This window comes from Pedobacter sp. R-06, from assembly GCF_049913135.1.
In the GTDB taxonomy this organism is placed as follows: domain Bacteria; phylum Bacteroidota; class Bacteroidia; order Sphingobacteriales; family Sphingobacteriaceae; genus Pedobacter.
In genome coordinates, this window is the sequence record NZ_CP183977.1 from 6205553 (window position 1) to 6223832 (window position 18280).

The 18280-nt window shown below is 39.0% G+C and carries 21 protein-coding genes; 8 read left to right on the forward strand and 13 right to left on the reverse strand.

Going from position 1 to position 18280, the window contains the following annotated elements; all coding sequences use genetic code 11:
- Positions 1-119 precede the first annotated feature (119 nt).
- Complete coding sequence (locus ACN9MR_RS25285) at positions 120-587, forward strand: OsmC family protein (RefSeq protein ID WP_426327225.1); 468 nt, start codon at positions 120-122, stop codon at positions 585-587.
- Positions 588-646: 59 nt separating this feature from the next.
- Here the strand turns inward: ACN9MR_RS25285 and ACN9MR_RS25290 are convergent, their stop codons facing one another.
- On the reverse strand, positions 647-2527 hold the full coding sequence (locus ACN9MR_RS25290; protein WP_426327226.1) for a M1 family metallopeptidase: 1881 nt from the start codon (positions 2525-2527) through the stop codon (positions 647-649).
- 321 nt (positions 2528-2848) lie between these two features.
- On the opposite strand from ACN9MR_RS25290, the gene greA reads away from it, so the two are divergent.
- Complete coding sequence (gene greA / locus ACN9MR_RS25295; protein WP_029276724.1) at positions 2849-3322, forward strand: transcription elongation factor GreA; 474 nt, start codon at positions 2849-2851, stop codon at positions 3320-3322.
- 89 nt (positions 3323-3411) lie between these two features.
- Positions 3412-3810, forward strand: a complete 399-nt coding sequence (locus tag ACN9MR_RS25300) for an HIT family protein (protein WP_057931477.1) — start codon at positions 3412-3414, stop codon at positions 3808-3810.
- 58 nt (positions 3811-3868) lie between these two features.
- Here the strand turns inward: ACN9MR_RS25300 and ACN9MR_RS25305 are convergent, their stop codons facing one another.
- Complete coding sequence (locus ACN9MR_RS25305; RefSeq protein WP_426327227.1) at positions 3869-4732, reverse strand: hypothetical protein; 864 nt, start codon at positions 4730-4732, stop codon at positions 3869-3871.
- Between the two features lie 173 nt (positions 4733-4905).
- On the opposite strand from ACN9MR_RS25305, the gene ACN9MR_RS25310 reads away from it, so the two are divergent.
- Together ACN9MR_RS25310 and ACN9MR_RS25315 are read left to right on the forward strand one after the other, a co-directional pair.
- On the forward strand, positions 4906-5544 hold the full coding sequence (locus tag ACN9MR_RS25310) for an RNA polymerase sigma factor (protein ID WP_426327228.1): 639 nt from the start codon (positions 4906-4908) through the stop codon (positions 5542-5544).
- Entirely contained in the window at positions 5541-6734 is a 1194-nt protein-coding gene (locus tag ACN9MR_RS25315; protein ID WP_426327229.1) for a hypothetical protein, read from the forward strand. Before ACN9MR_RS25310 ends, ACN9MR_RS25315 begins: the two co-directional genes overlap by 4 nt.
- An 18-nt stretch (positions 6735-6752) precedes the next feature.
- On the opposite strand, the gene ACN9MR_RS25320 is transcribed toward ACN9MR_RS25315, so the two are convergent.
- From ACN9MR_RS25320 to ACN9MR_RS25350, 7 genes are all read right to left on the reverse strand, one after another.
- Entirely contained in the window at positions 6753-7034 is a 282-nt protein-coding gene (locus tag ACN9MR_RS25320; RefSeq protein WP_230142325.1) for a GNAT family N-acetyltransferase, read from the reverse strand.
- Positions 7035-7040: 6 nt separating this feature from the next.
- Positions 7041-7931: a pirin family protein gene (locus ACN9MR_RS25325; RefSeq protein WP_426327230.1), complete on the reverse strand. Its 891-nt coding sequence runs from the start codon at positions 7929-7931 to the stop codon at positions 7041-7043.
- A gap of 253 nt (positions 7932-8184) precedes the next feature.
- Positions 8185-9285 (reverse strand): NADH:flavin oxidoreductase, encoded by a 1101-nt coding sequence (locus tag ACN9MR_RS25330; RefSeq protein ID WP_426327231.1) that lies wholly within the window; start codon positions 9283-9285, stop codon positions 8185-8187.
- An 11-nt stretch (positions 9286-9296) separates the two neighbouring features.
- A complete protein-coding gene (locus ACN9MR_RS25335) occupies positions 9297-9599 on the reverse strand; it encodes an ArsR/SmtB family transcription factor (protein WP_029276735.1) in 303 nt (100 codons plus the stop codon).
- Between the two features lie 430 nt (positions 9600-10029).
- Complete coding sequence (locus ACN9MR_RS25340) at positions 10030-10563, reverse strand: hypothetical protein (protein ID WP_426327232.1); 534 nt, start codon at positions 10561-10563, stop codon at positions 10030-10032.
- A gap of 96 nt (positions 10564-10659) precedes the next feature.
- The gene (locus ACN9MR_RS25345; protein ID WP_426327233.1) at positions 10660-11058 is read right to left on the reverse strand and encodes a winged helix-turn-helix transcriptional regulator; all 399 of its coding nucleotides are present in this window, start codon (positions 11056-11058) and stop codon (positions 10660-10662) included.
- A 106-nt stretch (positions 11059-11164) separates the two neighbouring features.
- Positions 11165-11344, reverse strand: coding sequence for a hypothetical protein (locus tag ACN9MR_RS25350; protein WP_426327234.1), 180 nt, complete (start codon positions 11342-11344; stop codon positions 11165-11167).
- Positions 11345-11492: 148 nt separating this feature from the next.
- Between ACN9MR_RS25350 and ACN9MR_RS25355 the strand changes: the two genes are divergently transcribed.
- Complete coding sequence (locus ACN9MR_RS25355) at positions 11493-12371, forward strand: oxidoreductase (protein ID WP_426327235.1); 879 nt, start codon at positions 11493-11495, stop codon at positions 12369-12371.
- A gap of 193 nt (positions 12372-12564) precedes the next feature.
- Positions 12565-13368, forward strand: a complete 804-nt coding sequence (locus ACN9MR_RS25360) for a helix-turn-helix domain-containing protein (RefSeq protein WP_426327236.1) — start codon at positions 12565-12567, stop codon at positions 13366-13368.
- Between the two features lie 189 nt (positions 13369-13557).
- Here the strand turns inward: ACN9MR_RS25360 and ACN9MR_RS25365 are convergent, their stop codons facing one another.
- The 4 genes from ACN9MR_RS25365 to ACN9MR_RS25380 form a co-directional block, all read right to left on the reverse strand.
- Complete coding sequence (locus ACN9MR_RS25365) at positions 13558-13782, reverse strand: CDGSH iron-sulfur domain-containing protein (protein WP_426327237.1); 225 nt, start codon at positions 13780-13782, stop codon at positions 13558-13560.
- Between the two features lie 84 nt (positions 13783-13866).
- On the reverse strand, positions 13867-14550 hold the full coding sequence (locus ACN9MR_RS25370; protein WP_426327238.1) for a GNAT family N-acetyltransferase: 684 nt from the start codon (positions 14548-14550) through the stop codon (positions 13867-13869).
- Between the two features lie 76 nt (positions 14551-14626).
- Entirely contained in the window at positions 14627-15409 is a 783-nt protein-coding gene (locus tag ACN9MR_RS25375) for an alpha/beta fold hydrolase (protein WP_426327239.1), read from the reverse strand.
- 101 nt (positions 15410-15510) lie between these two features.
- On the reverse strand, positions 15511-16764 hold the full coding sequence (locus ACN9MR_RS25380; RefSeq protein WP_426327240.1) for an ROK family protein: 1254 nt from the start codon (positions 16762-16764) through the stop codon (positions 15511-15513).
- Positions 16765-16988: 224 nt separating this feature from the next.
- On the opposite strand from ACN9MR_RS25380, the gene ACN9MR_RS25385 reads away from it, so the two are divergent.
- Positions 16989-18275, forward strand: a complete 1287-nt coding sequence (locus ACN9MR_RS25385; protein WP_426327241.1) for a Gfo/Idh/MocA family oxidoreductase — start codon at positions 16989-16991, stop codon at positions 18273-18275.
- The last annotated feature ends 5 nt before the right edge of the window (positions 18276-18280 follow it).

Genomic DNA, 18280 nt, shown 5'->3' on the forward strand with positions numbered 1-18280 from the left:
AGCTAAAGTTGTTGCTTGAGGTTAAGATATTTAAATTATTCTTAGTCAAAACGGTTGAAAAGTAGATTAATCTTGATAATATTTTCTTAAATTGGCTATACAATCTAACCAATTTTATCATGCCGAAAGATCATTTATATTCAACTACAGTTACTTGGACGGGCAATAGAGGCTCGGGTACAATGGATTACCGTTCGTACGATCGCGATTATGTAATTTCAGTAAAAGGCAAAGCCGATATTTCAGGGTCGTCTGATTCTGCTTTTCTGGGCGATAAATCTAAATATAATCCTGAAGACCTGTTGTTGGCCTCAATATCCAGCTGTCATATGCTCTGGTATTTACACTTATGCTCTAAAAACGAAATCGTGGTAATTGATTATAAGGACGAGGCTGTGGGCACTATGGAAGAACTGGCCGATGGAAGTGGCCGTTTTAGAGAGGTTACCCTTCATCCCCAGGTTTTAATAGCCGATAAGGCACATTACGAACTTGCAGCTTCGCTGCATCATGAGGCAAATAAAATGTGTTTTATTGCCAATTCATTAAATTTCCCGGTTAAACACGAGCCGGTTCTCAGTTATTAGTTAACAATTTTCAGTTGGTAGTCGTATCGAACTGCCAACTGAAAATTGCGAACGGTCAACTATTTAGCTGACCAGACATTATCCGCTGGCGTAGCATCTACATAAATGCCATTATCTAAGCCAATTGACTTTATTTTTTTAGCTGTATTAACAGTTACATTCACCTCTTTCTGGTTTGCTTTCCAAACCGCTGGGGTTTTATGAATCGTTTCAGTTTTTCCATCGGTATAAGTAAGCACTACATCAAAAGGAATAACAAAGCCACCAATATTTTTAATGGTCACGGTAGATTTTCCTTTTGCAGGCGTTACTTTGGTTATGGCTAAATCAAGATAGTTGTTGGTGAAAAACCAATTCTGGAAAAACCAGTTTAAATTTTGTCCGGATCCTGCATTCATTGAGTTAAAATAATCCCATGGGATAGGGTGTTTGCCATTCCAGTTGCTCATATAGGTATGCAATGCTTTTTTAAATAGCTCATCACCAAGCATATCTTTTAAGGCCAGATAAGATAATGAAGCCTTTCCGTAGGAGTTATTCCCATAACCCGAACCCGAAACCTGATCAGACATGGAAATTACCGGCTGATCTTCTTCTGTCGATTTATCATTGATATATTTATTTACCCTAAAGTTTTTGTAAAACTTATCAGCTGCCTCTTTGCCGTGTTCTGCAATGCCGATTAAATATTCGAATGTTGTGGCCCAACCTTCGTCCATATAGGCGTAACGGGTTTCGTTAATGCCCATGTAAAAAGGAAAGTAAGTATGTGCTACTTCATGGTCCTGAACCAATTGTGCGAATACAGGATCACCAAATTGCGAATCGTTAACCATCATCGGATACTCCATATCGGCAAAACCTTGAAAAGCAATGGTTTTAGCATAAGGATAGGGGATGCCCGGCCAATTGCTCGAGAACCAATCTAAAGCATTAAGGTTGTATTTAACCGAGTTGGTAAAATCTGTTCCCGTAGTTGGGTTGTAAGCCGCTTGTGCACTTGCACGGCGGTTGGTTTTTTTATCTACAATTACGCTTGCGCCATCCCAAACATAATGGTTGCTCAAAGCAAAAGTAACATCCGTAATGTGCTTTACTGCAAATTTCCAGGTATTCCAGTCTTTTTGCTGGGTTACTTTGCTATCTTTCATTTCCTGCTCGGTAGCAATGTGGATTACCTCATCACCGTTGTATGATTTCTTTAAACGGGCAGAAATTTCAGGTTGTAATACCTCATCCGGATTTAAGAAATCGCCGGTTGCATAAACCACATAGTTTTTAGGTGCTTTGATCGAGAATTCGTAATCATTGAAGTCGTTGTAAAACTCGGCTCTATCCGTGTGAGGAATGCGGTCCCAGCCGTTATAATCATCATATACTGATATGCGCGGATAACTATAAGCCACAAAAAAAGAGTTTGGATCAATCTGTCCCTCGCGGCCACTTTCTTTTGATAATGGGTAATCCCACTCTATTTTAACGGTAATTTTCGATTTCGGTAACAATGGTTTGTTCAGCTTTACGTTTCCTACGGTTCCCCAGTCTTTACTGTCAACTTTATAAGTTTCACCATCAACAGAAAAGGAGATGATGTTTAAACCCGTAGTCAGAAAATCTTCGCTTACTGCACCGCCTCTGGGAGAAGTTGGTTTGTGCAGGTTGTTTACAAAGCGAATGGCCAAAGTTTTTAAGGTATCAGTACTGTTGTTGCTGTACAGAATTTCTTCCTTACCGCTTACTACTTTGGTTTCGGCATCAACTTTAATATCCATGTTGTAATGGCCATGGTTTTGCCAATAATTAGCTCCTGGCTTTCCACTCATTGAACGGGTGCCCTTAGCATATGCTGCTTTAATATTTCTAGGCATATAAAGTTCCTGGGCAGAAACAATATAACCACCCAAACAAATGAGTAGGGCAATAGAGAATAACTTTTTCATTTATGAATAATTTTAGCTAAAAATAGAACTAATGATTGAATTTTGGATAAGTGTATAAATGAATGTTACCATTGTGGTGATTCTGGCATATAATTATAATAAGGAACGAATATGTTTGTCTTTATTTTTTAAAGCGTAATTAATGTTTCAAATTGACCTTGAGCGTCACAAAAGGTTAAAATATTAGTCACTTCTTAATTTTTTATTTGCTTTTGTAATTTCCACATTTTATCTTCGTTATAATTGAAGCAAGACTATGTAGCAAACCAACTATATAGTCTTGTTTGTTTTTTATAGCGTTTGAATAAAATTAATAGAGCAATGACAGAGGTAACATACTACACCCAAGAGGGGTTGGATAAATTAAAAGAGGAAGTTCATTATTTAACAACTACCGGTCGTCAGCTAATATCTAAAGCAATTGCAGAAGCAAGGGATAAAGGTGATTTATCGGAGAATGCAGAGTACGATGCTGCTAAAGAAGCGCAAGGTTTGCATGAAGCAAAAATTTCAAAATTAAAGAATACGTTGGCAAACGCACGTTTAATTGATGAGTCTAAATTAGATTTGTCGAAAGTACTTGCATTATCGATTGTTAAAATAAAGAATGTTAAAAACGGTGCTACCATGACTTACCAGTTGGTAGCTGAAACAGAAGCAGATTTAAAAACAGGAAAAATTTCTGTTAAATCGCCAATTGCACAAGGTTTGTTAGGTAAATCGGTAGGCGAATTCGCCGAAATCGAGGTGCCCGCAGGTAAAATGCAGTTCGAAGTGCTAGAAATATCGAGATAAGGTAGAAGGCGGAGGGTTTAAGGCTTAAGGTCTGTTCTCCGCCATAAATCCCTAAACCTTACACCCTACACCTTTCAACCTTCCACCTTATGACTATTTTTTCAAAAATTGTTGCAGGCGAAATCAGCGCACATGTTGTTGCTGAAACTGTAGAATATTTAGCGTTTTTAGATGTTCAGCCTTTAACGGCAGGGCATGTTTTGGTTATTCCAAAAATTGAAACCGATTACATCTTTGATATGGATGAAGATCTGTATGTTGGTTTATGGATGTTTGCCAAAATTGTAGCTAAAGGGGTAAAAATAGCTTTCCCCTGCAAAAAAGTAGGCGTTTCGGTAATCGGACTGGAAGTTCCGCATGCGCATATTCATTTAATACCAATGAATAATGTGAGCGATATGAATTTTAGTAAAGAAAAATTAAAACCAACCAGCGAAGAGTTGGCTGAGGCTGCCGAAAAAATTAAGCAGGCCTTACTAGAAGTATAAAAAAGGCCGGCTGTGAAAACACCAGCCGACCATTCTACCCGCCTAACCCAAATTATTTTTATGGTGCCGGAGCAACTGTAGCGTTTAGTTGTAATACCGGCCAGGTTAAACCTGGTCCTTTACCAATTACTATGCCCAGGTTATCGCCTCTTTTTAAATCTGATATCCAGTAGTATAAAGGCCATCCCTTATAGGTTAATTGTTTTTTGTTAATGGTGGCTACGGTAATTACGCCAACATCAGCTTTTGCAACAGCCGAGGGTACATTAAGCACTTCAGATTCATACACTGGCCAAATCCCTTCTTGGGTAGTACCCTTGGTATATGTATTTACACCATTTTTGTCTGGAGCAAAAGCATACAAAGTACGTCCTTTGCTATCGGTTAAGTAAATGGTTTTGCCATCGCCAACAGCATAGGTACTGGTGTAATTGATATTGTTCGCAGTCAGTTGTGCATTGGCCAGCATTAACGAATAATCGGGCTTCGCCACAAACCAAATTCCAGCAACACCATCCCCCTTAATGTCTCCTTTTGCAACGTCTCCTGCATAATAATAGAGCGGATAACCCCTGTAGGTACTCTGTTTACGGCCGTCAGCACGGGTAACCTCACCAACTTCTGCCTTGTTCAGGTTTAAATCGGTGCTGGCATCGGCTGAATAATAAAGTGGCCAGGTGGTTTCGCAACCGCCGGTACAGGTTGGCGTACCTGCAGCATCAGATGCGAAAAAATATAAGGTTTTACCATCTTTATCCGTTAGTACCGATCCGAATTTTGCATCAGTTGCCAATTGAATTCCCTTATTGTTATTGGTAGCAGGCGGCGTTGTAAGTTCGTCAGAACTGTTTTTCTTACAGGCTGTAAATACCATTGCTATGCAAACGATAGCCAATAGATTTCTTTTTAAGTAGATTAGCATAAGATTTTTGTTTTTAGTTTTAACTTTAATCATTAATATGCTGGTATTACGCCGTCAGGTTGTAAATGGTTGCTTGTGTAAATGAGATTTTTAATCAAAACGAACAAAATAAAATAATTATCAAGAAAATATTTTTTGAGGCAACCTTTTGTAATTTTTTACCGTAATATATTTTGAAAGGAGAACCTGTGACCGCTAGCCGCGATAGTGAAGATATTATACAAAAGTATATTCAAGGGTGTGTTAGAAATGAAAGGGATAGTCAAAAAGCACTATACAAACATTTCTATAGCTTTGCTATGGGGATTTGTTTGCGTTATGCAAACGATCGGCTAGATGCTGCAGGAATACTGAACGATGGCTTTTTTAAAGCTTTTAAAAATATAAACAAATATGAACCTTCGAAGGCCTTTTTGCCTTGGCTTGGCCGGATAATAACCAATACTGCCATTGATTATTATCGTGCCAATTTAAAATTTGCCGATCATGTAGATATTCAGGATCACGAAAATATTGCACACACAAACTCTGTGTACGATAAATTGGCCTATCATGATTTGTTAGCATTGGTTCAAAACCTTAGTCCTGCCTATCGTACGGTTTTTAACCTTTTTGCTATTGATGGGTATGCCCACGAAGAAATTGCCGAAATGCTGGGAATATCGATAGGAACATCAAAGTCGAACTTGTTTAAGGCACGACAGAAATTACAGGAAATGCTAAAAGCTACAGAAGCGAAAACTTACCAGGTAAGGAGTTCGGAGGTAGATAGAAACCTTTTACAGGTGAGGTTAAATACAAACATGCAATGACAGAGGGAAAAGATATAGATAAATTATTTAAGGATGGACTGGAAAATCCCGATCTTCCTTTTAATGATTTAGATTGGGATAATCTGGAGGAGAGATTGCATCCAACACCTAAAAGGAGGGTAGTGCCGCTCATTTGGCTAACTGCTGTGGCAGGGATAGCCGCAATGTTGCTGGTGGTGTTTTTATTGGTTAGGCCGAATGGTGATCAACCTAAAAATAATCCACTGGTAAAAACAGATACAAATGCGCACAAAAATGAGAATAACAAACCTTTAGGTAATAAGGGAGATTTAATCGACAAGCCAATGGCGAATAATACTTCGCCCGAGAATAGTGAAGAAAGTTCATTGGTTGGGAATAACAAGAATAGTAAAGCTACAAATGATCATAAAGCGGCTAAAACAAGTCCATTTAATAAAGATTTTCCTAAAGTTTTGGAGGCCGGTTATATTAATCAGAACCTTTTAGCTAGTGTATTGTCTAATCCGCAAATAAGTGCCAAACCTAAACTTGTAGAATTTGAACAACCAGATTATGTTGCTACACTTGCCTCAAGAAAAACAGAGAAAATTCAGCCTCCGGTTTTTAAGAAAAAATCAAGGTTTGTTTTAAGTATTCTGGCTGCACCCGATTTAACCAGTGTGCAAAAATCGGGCAAAAGCAGTTTAAGCGGCGGTTTTGGGGTAGAAGCTACGCTTTTCTTAACCAAGAAATTAAGTGTTACTACCGGGGCAGCTTACGCTAAGAAAATCTACGACTCAGATTTTAGCCAATATAACCCTAACAGCAATTATGTTTTTAAGATAAATCCGGCAAATATTCACGCCAATTGCGATGTAATTGATATTCCAATTAATGTGAACTATAAGGTTTTTGATGGACGTAGAAATTCGATTTCAGTAAGTACAGGCTTATCTAGTTATTTAATGTTGAAAGAGAAATACAGCTATTCTTATAATGGAGCTTATCAAGGCCCTCAGAGCTATGAAGTCAGAAACCAGAATCAGCATTATTTAGGTATAGCCAATGTAGGAGTAGAGTTTCAGCACAAAATAAATAATAATTTAAGCATTAGCGCTAAACCATTTATGAAAATACCCTTAACCAATATTGGTTACGGAAACTCTAAACTATCATCAACAGGGGTGGCGGTTTCAGTAAATATGAATTTATTTGGCAGGAAGAATTAATCGTGTTTTAACCAGATATTAAAATAATACGTCTTGAATTTCTGGCGTTTTATCGAAAACACTTTTTGCAAATGGACAAAGCGGGAGAATTTTCATCTTGTTTTCTCTGGCATAATTTACGGCGGCAAGCACTAGTTTTTTTCCTACACCTTTGCCGGCAAAATCTTGATTTACTTCAGTATGGTCAATAATGAATTTTCCTGGGCCAGCCCAAACATATGCCATAACGCCGGCTTGTAAGCCATTTTCTAAGGCTTCGAACTGCCCTTTCTTTTCGTTGTTAATCTGTTGTATTTCCATCAGCGTTTATTTCTTGATCTTTGGATTTTGATCTGGCAAAGGCACAAAGTCTGTTTCACCGGGAACAGGTTTAAAGCTTTGTTCCAGCCACTTGATTTTGGCTTTTTCAATCAATTCCCTATCAGATGCAACAAAGTTCCAGTAAATGAAACGCTCTTCAGGAAAGGGTTCGCCTCCGAAAATATAAACCGTGGTGTTTTCGTGCATCGTAAATTCGCATAATTTAGCGTCGTTGGCAATTAAAATTAAACGCGGCTCAAAAATATTCCCGTCACTTTCAATTGCGCCTTCTAAAATATAGAGTGCACTTTCTCCAAACAGGTAATCGCCAATGTTTAGCTTTTGTTGTTTGGTACTTTTTAACTCTAGAAAATATAAGGGACTATATACGGGAACCGGAGATTTATAACCAAAAGCTTCTCCTGCGATTAATTTAAAACTTACACCATCTTCTGTCCAGCTTGGAATGTCTGCCCCTTCTACATGGCAAAACTCAGGTTCCATTTGTTCTAAATCTTTGGGTAAGGCCACCCAAATCTGTAAGCCGTGGAGTATTTTATCGGTATGGCGAAGGTATTCAGGGGTTCTTTCCGAATGTACAATGCCGCTGCCCGAAGTCATCCAGTTTACCTGTCCGGGTTTAATTACAATATCCGAACCTAAACTGTCTTTATGTGTAATTTCACCTTCAAATAGAAAGGTTAAGGTAGATAAACCGATATGCGGATGGGGTGGAACGTCGAGATTTTCGTGATCGCTCATTGCAGCGGGGCCCATATGGTCGATAAAGGAAAAAGGCCCAACCATGCGTTTCTCTCTGAAAGGCAGTAACCTGCCAACCATAAAATTGCCAATATTTGCTGGTCTTTCTTCGATAATGAGTTTAATGTTCGACATGGTACAATCAATTTTTTGATGACGTGAATTTAAGGAAAAAAAATGTCAATGAGAGCGTGTGCGGTTGGATGTTACCATCCGACTGGTCCATTGGATTTAAAATCACAAGTGAAGGTGTCTGTTTAGAAATTTGAATTAAAAATTTAGATTGAGGATTAGATTTTGTGTCAGATGGTAACATCTGACACCACTAGAAAACAAAAAAGCATCCCTTTAGAGATGCTCTTAAACTTAAAAAGAAAAATTAGGGAAATTATACCAATTGCATTAAAGCTTCTTTACTAAAGCCTTTCAATTCTTCTGTGCGGTTATATTTAATTTTTTCTACCCAGTTCGGATCTGCTAAAAGCGGACGGCCAACTGCTACTAAATCGAAGTCGCCACGGTCCATTCTGCGTACCAGTTCGTCTAACGAGCTAGGCTGCGAACTCTGGCCTGCGAAAGCACCAAAGAAATCGCCATCCAAACCAACTGAGCCCACTGAGATTGTTGCTTTTCCGGTTACTTTTTTAGCCCAACCCGCAAAATTTAAGTCAGAACCTTCAAATTCAGGCTCCCAGAAACGGCGTTGCGAACAATGGAAAATATCAATTCCGGCTTCTGCCAATGGTGTTAACCATTGTTCCATTTCCTGCTCGTTTTTAGCCAGTTTGAAATCATAAGCTGCAGGTTTAAATTGTGATAAGCGGATAATCAATGCAAAATCTTCCCCAACTCTTTTACGCACTTCTTTAATTACTTCAACACCAAAGCGGGTACGTTCAGCTAAGGTTTTACCGCCGTAAATATCGGTGCGGTTATTTGTACCATCCCAAAAGAACTGATCAATCAAATATTGGTGTGCGCCATGTATTTCAACGGTATCGAAACCCAAAGCTTTTGCATCAGCCGCCGCCTGGCCAAAAGCCGCAATGGTATCTGCAATGGCTGCATCAGTCATCGCTACGCCGTTTTCAAAACCAGGTTTGTTTAAGCTTGACGGACCTTCGAAAGGTGCGCTTGGTAACCAGCCTGATGCGTGGTTATCCATAATACCCTGGTGCCAGATCTGTGGTCCCATTTTACCGCCAGCCTGATGTACCTCGTTAATTACTTTCTCCCAGCCAGCCAAAGCTTCGGTACCATAAAAATGTGGAATGTTAGGATCGGCAGAAGAAGATGGGCGGTTAATTACCGTTCCTTCTGATAAAATTAAACCCACTTCGCCGGCTGCTCTTTTTGCATAATAGCTGGCAACATCGGCCGTTGGTACGCCACCCGGTGAAAATGACCTCGTCATTGGGGCCATTACTATTCTGTTTTTGATATTTAACGTTTTAAGGCTAAACGGCCTAAATAAACTATCTGTGTTCATATATTTCTAAATTATAATTCGGTATTGATGATTTCGCTTAATTTTTCTAAGCCTTCTTTATTGCGTTTATAATAAGTCCATTGGCCTAAGCGCGTTGAACTAATTAAATCGGCACGTTGTAAAATAGAGAGGTATTCGGAGATCGTACTTTGTGATAAACCACTTTTAAGCTGAATCTGCCCAACGCAAACACCTACATTTTCAAAATCGGCATTGGGCTGTTCCGGAAAATGTAGCTCAGGCGCTTTTAACCAGCCTAAAATCTGTAAACGTGTTTTGTTTGAAAGGGCTTTAAATATTTCTACCTGATCCATGGTACAAATGTATATCGACTTTTCCCGATATGCCAATTAAAAGGATAAAGTTTACAATTGGATGTAAAACTTACCGGATGAAATATAATACGTGCTGAAAGATTCTTCGCATTGCTACCCATTTGCAGCTTACAATAGTTGCGTCGTCATCTCGACTGGAGTGCAACGGAATGGAGAGATCTTTGAAGCAAATTATTTAAAATTTAAAAGATTTCTCCACTGCGGTCGAAATGACGATTTATCTTAACCTTAAAATAATTGATAATTAGTGTCTTCTGTGCTTCCTTAGCTAAAATTAACCTGAAAGAAAAAACAGTCAAAAAAGAACGGGGATAAATCATACCGACCTATCCCCGTCATCTAAATTAACGCTCTCATATATATAAACAACCAAAAAGGTGATTTATTATATTTGATATAAAATATTTTTTTATTTTTTTGCTGCCGGCTTTTTAGCAGGTGTTTTTGCTTTCTTTTCAGCTACCGGAGTCTCTTCAATCGCTTCGGCTTTTTTCTTTGCAGGCGCTTTGGTTTTTTTAACTTCTACAGTCGGTTCTGCAATTGCTTCAGCCTTCTTTTTAGCAGGTGCTTTTGCTTTTTTAACCTCGGCAGGCACTTCTTCAGCTATAGCTTCTTTCTTCTTAGCCGGAGCCTTCGCTTTTTTAACTTCGGTTACCGGTTCTTCAACAACAATTTCTTTTTTAACCTCTACTGCTTTCGGCGCATGGTCTTGTTGTAGATAGTTTGCCAGGATCTGTCGTAAATATACCTCTGGTTTCGGCATATTGATGATGGTTCCAGGTTCTTTATCCTGAGATTGTTTAATGTAAGCCGATTTGATTTTACCCCAATCTTTAGAGTAAAGTCTGATAAACATCTCTACAAATTGTTCGTCTGTATATTTTTTAGGCAACCTACCCAGCACTGCCTGAATTTTTTCTTCTTTTTTATGTAATACCGCCATCGATTTTATTTTGTACAAAGATAGCCGAATTTTATCATTATCAGTTTTTTGCTTTTTTTGGCAAAATGGATGGTCTAACAGATCAAATTTGGCGGCTTAAAGCGAGGTCGCCATTGCTGCTTCAACCAATTCACTTCTTCTGTTTTTAACCAGGCGCTCGCGATGTTTTAATCCCCAATCCCTTAATTCATCAATTACCCTTTCAAGCGATTCACTATAAGGGGTAAGCTCGTAAGTTACGGTAACCGGAGTGGTAGAAAATACTCTCCTGACTACAAATTCATTTAATTCTAAATCTTTAAGTTCTTTCGATAATATTTTGGGCGTAATTTCTCCAAGTGATTTTTGGATCTCATTAAAACGCAGTGGTCCTTCTTGCAAAGAAATAATCAGCGGAAGCTTCCATTTACCATTTAACACATAGAGCGCATCCTTTACCGCATTTAAACTTGCCGTACAGGTTTCTAGATTACGGTGTTCTTTTCTTGGTCCCATAATACAAAGGTATAACCTTTCATAAAGGATAGCACTATCCTTTGGGATACTAATATCTTTTAGATAGTAAAACTACCCGGGTTTGACTATTGTATAAAATAAGCGGTTACTTTTTCCATCCTTTCTGCATTTTTTTATAAGCCTTTTTACTGATTGTCGATTTCTTCTTCGATCTCGATTTTTTTTTCTTCTTTCGGGCATTAATATTGTTTACTAACGAGTTTTTAACACCCAGCTTATTCTTTTTTCCGTTTTTCTTTTTCCCTTTTTTCTTTTCTTTCGCCATAACTTCATGTATTAATGATTAAATAACAGCAGATTGTGATTAAAAGTTCTGATAAAGCAATTGAGCTTTTTAACAAAGTAAATTGAGCCTTGAAGCAAAACTTTACCTTGATTATCGGCCTACCTTTGATTCTATAAAATTTAGAAAAATGAAAAAAGTATGGTTTATAACAGGTAGCTCCCGTGGATTGGGACGTGACCTAACAGCACAAGTATTGGCAAAAGGCGATTTAGTTGCGGCAACAGCAAGAAATACAGCAGCTTTAAATGATCTTGTAGAAAAATACCCTGATCAGATTTTTCCGATCACTTTAGATGTTACCGATTACGACCAGGTGTATTTGGCAGTAGAATCGGCTGTGGCCCATTTTGGTAAAATAGATGTTTTGGTTAACAATGCCGGTTTTGGTATTGTTGGTGCGGCAGAAGCTTTTACTGAAGAACAGGTGCGCAGTCAGTTGGAAACAAATTTATATGCACCGATCGAAATTACGAGGGCTGTATTGCCATTTATGCGTAAGCAACGTTCGGGTAGAATTCTTCAGATCAGCTCGATAGGCGGGCGGGTAGGTAATGCCGGAGTAAGCATTTACCAGGCAGCAAAGTTTGGGTTGAGCGGCTTTAGTGAGGCCCTGGCAAAAGAAGTAGCAGATTTAGGAATTTATGTAACCAGTGTAGAACCTGGCGGTTTTCGTACCGATTGGGCTGGTGCCTCAATGTCATATGCACCTCATGTTGAAGGGTACGAATCTACTGTAGAAAAACGCTCAGATTTTTTCCAGAGCGGTAACTTTATACCGATGGGCGATCCGCAAAAAGCAGCGAAAGCCATGCTGGCGCTGGTAGAGAACCCTGAACCACCGGTACACCTGGTATTTGGAAGTGAAGCCATTGGAATGCTTAAACATGCCGATGCTACCAGGACTGCCGAAATGGAGAAATGGATGGAGGTAAGTTTATCAACAGATCATGATGAGGCTGAGGATTTTTTGGCAACTGATCTGGGTAAATCTTTTACAAAGAAATAATTGGTTGCATCGTCATTTCTAGCGAAGTGCAGCGCAGTCGAGAAATTTATTAAAGATCCATACCATATTTGGCGGTACGTCATTCCCAACTTGATTGGGAATCTTAATGCCATTACCAAAGCTTATTTGCATTAAGATCCCCGTCTGCACGGGGATGACGATGTCTCGCCATAAATCCATAAATTTGATTAAGATGCCAAATCAAGAAAAACGTCCTAAGATACTGTATTCCTGCTATGCCCAGAAAAGTAGTGAGGGCGAACAGTTTATTCCCAATCATTCGCTAGGACTGGTTATTGCGGGTACATCCGAAATTTTTATCGGAGGAGAGAAATTCGTGTTTTCGGATGGTGATTTTCGTTTTTTCAGGCGAAATCAATTGGCCCGGTATACCAAATACCCACCAGCAGGAGGAGAGTTTAAGTCGATTAGCATTAACATTGATCAGGATATTCTGCATCGCATCAGCAATGAATATGATCTGCACATGCAAAAGCCGAATCACGATATTAAAGGCCTGGCATTAGAGGCCAATGGTCTTTTGAAGAATTATATCGATTCGATATGGCCATATTTAGATGGAAATAACGAGTTTAATCAGGCTTTGATCGATTTAAAGGTTAAAGAAGCGGTAATGATTTTATTGCAGACCAACCCGGTATTAAAAGATGTGCTTTTCGATTTTTCGGAACCTGGAAAAATTGATCTGGAAGCCTACATGAATGCCAATTATAAGTTCAATGTTGATATTAACCGTTTTGCTTATTTAACGGGCAGGAGTTTGGCCACATTTAAAAGGGATTTTGAGAAGATTTTTAACCTTTCACCCAACCGCTGGCTGCAGAAAAAACGCTTGAATGATGCCTATTATCTCTTAACCGAAAAAGGATGGAAATCATCAGATGTGTACCTCGAAGTTGGGTTTAAAGACCTGTCACATTTCTCTTTCGCCTTTAAAAAAGCTTATGGCATGGCACCATCAAGGGTAGGTATTTAGTTATGCTGTTTTCAAAATATAAAGAGGTTGTGAAGATGATTTTACCTCAGATGCTGTCATGTTGTCCAAAGGACTCCTACGGAGAGCTTGTCGAAATACCTTAAGGAGTAAATTAAAAGGTCCTTCGGCAGGCTCAGGATGACAAATCTATATTTATGATATAACCTCTTTAAAAATTTAATTTCGTTATTAAACCTTTTTTGGAGGAAGATCAAAGGCTACTGCCTCATGCTCAAAATGGCCGTTATGTGCACCATCGCAAAAAGGCTTGTTTTTTGATAAACCACAACGGCAGATTGAAAGTACTTCTCTGCCCTGTAGGCCATAAACGTTTCCGTTTCTATCTACAATTTCGAAATCGCCCTCAATTTTAACAGAGCCGTTATTGTTAATGGTAAGTTTTGTTTTAGACATGTATATGTTAGTTTATTGCAAAACTAAAGCATTGAAGTGGTAATTTCTGAATGGTTTTTTATTTAGAAACATTCTCTTCTTGGTTTAAGCCTCTTTTTTGATGACATAGGCAATCATGTCTGTCCTGATCTCGAAACCCAATTTATGATAAAGTTTAATGGCCCCCTCATTATCATTTCTAACATGTAAAAACGGTATTTCCGAACGGAGCAGTATCCGTTTAATCTGTTCTTGTAAAATCTTAAAAGCATAACCTTTGCCTAAATGGTCGGGATGGGTGCAAACTGCACTTACTTCGCGGTAAGGGCTGGGATGGAACCGGTGTCCGGCCATAGCTGCCAATTTCCCATCAACAAATATGCCTGTGTAATTACTAAGATTGATCGTTTTTGCTAGAAAAGGCCCTGGTTTAGTTAACTCCACAAGATCGATCATTTCTGCAACATGTTCCAGATCAAGGTCTGTTATTCCCGCTGCATCTGCCATTGGTACTTCCTTGCCGCGGAAAATAAATTGAAACATATCGATACGGGTTAGCAACTTCCACTGTGCAGGTATTTCGACAGGTAATTTAGAGAAAAATACGAAAAGGCTTTCTGCAGGGCTGATCTGATAAAGGGTGTTCAGGTTCTCCTGTGAATTATCTTTTAAGCCGGCAAATGCGGTGATATCTTCAATATAATATTTTACCTCATCAAGGCCTTTTGCAATATGGCTATGTCCGGATGTTAAGGCATAATAAATTGGATTATCCAATACGTGTTCCATCCGGCAAAGATATTAAATGCTAAATCAGACGAGGGTAATTTTATGCAGATTAACCTATACACTCATAGTTGAGCAACTATTTATTTAAAAAAGTTTCCACCAGATGTGCCGTAATCTCAATTGTTTTGTCGCTTACATCCGGATTAAGGTTTTCGCCGATCATAGCACCATGCATACCAGGTAAAATAACCAGTTGCGCATTTGCAATCAATCTCGACATTTTAACCACATGTTCGGACTTGATAACATCTTTGTCTGCTACCATTAAAAGCGTATCGGAGGTAATTCCCTTCACATCGTCATCGCTCAGGTCGGTAAAATCGAGCATGCGCTGTTTGTCCTTTTCGAACATCGTCTGTAGTGCATTTTGATCTGGGTTTACTGCTAAAAAAGCTGTTTTCAGTGGCTCCGGCATATGGTCGATGGTTGCATCTCCAAAGCCATTATAAAAGCCGTCAATTAAGCCTTCGCGTTGATAATTGGCCGAAATGACAATGATTTTATTCGCCATGGCCGGATGGTGTGCTGCAATATGCAAAGTTGTTGTTCCGCCATTGCTGAAACCTAGAAAATTGGCTTTTGTTATTTTTAGCTGATTTAATAAAGCGGTCACATCTTTTGCATCCTGCTCGAAAGATTCTGCTTGATCACGATCGCTGGTACGCCCGTGTGCCTGAAGTTCAACAGCGATCACCTGACCAGATTTTGCCAAAAAAGGAATAAGTCTGCCGAACGTAGACTGTATGGTAGAACCACCACCATGTATCATTACCAGTGGGATTTCTCCTTCACCGTAAATTTCATAATACATGTTAATGCCATTTACCTTTTCATGTCCTGCTTTTTTATATTTTTCCATGGGTCTCGGTTTAAAATTTTGCCATACAAATCTAAATAAGCTATCGGAAAATAAGGTGCTGATAACAGACAAATTTAGGGTGGTTTGAGCCAAGTGGAAGCTTACTTCTTAAGCTTTTTTACCTTTTTGATATAGGCGCCCAGAAATTGATCGATGCCTGCTGCTGCATATCCCAGTAACCTGGAGTTTTCGCCCAGCTCAGAAGAAACTATTGTTGTTTTTTCTCTAATTTGGGTCATACAATAGGTGTTTATTGCCTGTTGCATGGGTAGTGTGATGTATTGTTTGGCCCCGGCAATTTTGCCGCTTAGGATAATCAGTTCGGGATTGAATAACTGGATCAGAACAGCTATTCCTTTGCCCATATGAGTGCCAACATTAGAGAGCAGCTGAATAGCGTATTGATCGCCTTTATTTGCTGCCTTAATAATCAGCGCAGGCTCAATTCTTTCCAGTTCTTCATTCGAGAGATTGGTAAGCATGGAGTTTTTGCCCAATAAAATACCCTCTTTTGCCATTTCTGACAGCGCGTTTCCAGATGCAACGGTTTCGAGGCAGCCGTGTTTTCCGCAGTAACAGAGTGCGCCATTCTCTACAAAAGGCATATGGCCTAATTCGCCTGAGAAACCGCAGGTGCCTTGCCTCAGTTTGCCGTCCATTATAATGCCTAAACCTACGCCCCAATCCATTAACAATACGAGTACATTCTTTTTCCCCTTAGCCATTCCATGCGTAAATTCTGCCATTGATGAACCATTCACATCATTTTGGATCACTACAGGTATGTTCAGCATTTTTTCAAATGCGGCTGTTAAAGGGATATTTTCATCATCACTTAAAAAATAACTGTAATTTTCTCCCTTTTCAGCATCAATTAAGCCAGGCATGCCAACACTACAGCCAATAAACTGCTTATGCTGAATACCTGCCGATTTCATGATATCCTGAAGGTGTGTATGTAAAATATTGAAAAAGTCAGTCCTGCTTTTTGAAATGGGTACCATAATGGTTTTAACATCCAGCACAAAATTATAATTGTTGTCAATAACGGCTATTTTGGTATGAAATAATTCAATGTCTATACAGAGAATCAGAACCTTTTTATCCTTTAAACAATAGAGGTCGGGTTTTCGCCCGCCAATAGATAAACCATATCCTTTCTTTTCTACCCAGCCTTCATTAATCAGGCTAAGCAGAAGCTTCAGAATACTCGGCGTACTCATTTCCATGATTTCGCATAAAGTAGAAACCGAAGATGCCCCTAAATTAAAAAGGTGTTTTATGAGCTTGTGTTTTTGGATCGAGTGCTTATCGTTGGTTTCTGAGGTTAGGTTATTTAATAGATTAAGATTCATATTGTTAATTGCACTATTTCGATAAATATAAATAACTTCTATTAAAAATTTATTAAAGTTTTTTTAATGCGTAAAGAAATCAACGATGTTTTGTCTTTATAATAATTTCTTATTAACATTAACCTTATAATTTAATCTAACCAGATCGATAAATCCTATGCTCCAGCATTCTAATGCTTTCGGAACCAAACTATCATATAAGTTTTTACAACACCAAGAAACAAATGAAAACTAAAGAAGAACCACAAAATGAACAAAACACCAGACGCGATTTTATCAAGAAATCTGCAATTGGCCTGGCAGCATTTACTATTGTGCCAAGGTATGTATTGGGCGGACAAGGATATCTTGCCCCAAGCGATAAATTAACCAAAGCCGTAATAGGTGTTGGAGGAATGGGCAGAGGCCATTTTGGCTACGAAGGTACCCAGGTAGTAGCCATATGTGATGTTGATCAGAACCACCTTAAACAAGCTGCGGCAATGTTAGATAAAGGTGTAAAAACATTTAGTGATTATAGAGAACTGATACAATTACCTGAGGTAGATATTGTTCACATTGCTACCCCACCGCACTGGCATGGCATAATGGCTGTAGATGCCGCAAATGCAGGTAAAGATATTTGGTGCGAAAAACCAATGACCCATACCATAGGCGAAGGCAAAAGGGTGGTAGAAGCGGTAAAACAGCATGGTAGAATGTTTAGGTTAAATACCTGGTTTAGGTTTAAAGATACTTTTTACGGAATGGGCACTACTGTAAAACCAATTAAAAAATTGGTAGACAGTGGTATGCTGGGCTGGCCATTGAAAGTAACGGTAAGTAAACATACCGGTTACGACTGGAAATTTTACTGGGTGGGCAAAGATCATTTAGAGCCTCAGCCAGTACCACCAGAATTAGATTATAATGCATGGTTAGGCCCTGCACCATACAAACCTTACAATGCACACCGCGTTCACCAAACTTTTAGAGGCTATTGGGACTATGATGGTGGCGGATTGAGCGATATGGGACAACATTATATCGACCCGATACAATACTTTTTAGGTAAGGATGATACCAACCCGGTTTCTGTAGAGGTTGATGCACCACAACAACATACCGATGCTGTAGGCATTTGGCGCAGGATTACCTACACTTATGCCGATGGTTGCCAGATTATTCTGGATGGTGAAGGTAAAGATGCCAATGTGCCTTATATAGAAGGGCCAAAAGGTAAGTTGTATCCAGGGTTTAAATCGGATATTCCTGATCTGGAACGTAAACTGGCGCAGTTTCCTGATCCTGATCCGGAAATTGTAGAATTTTCAGAATCGGTAAGATCGAGGAAAAAATTCGCTTTAAATGAAGAGAACGGACATCGTTCATGCAACATTGTAAATATTGGTTTGGCTGCCTTAAGATTGGGAAGATCGTTAAAATTCGACCCCGTTAAGCAAGAATTCGTAGATGATGAGGCTGCTAACAGATTGATTAATCCTGTAATGCGTGCACCATTTTCTATTTAAAAACA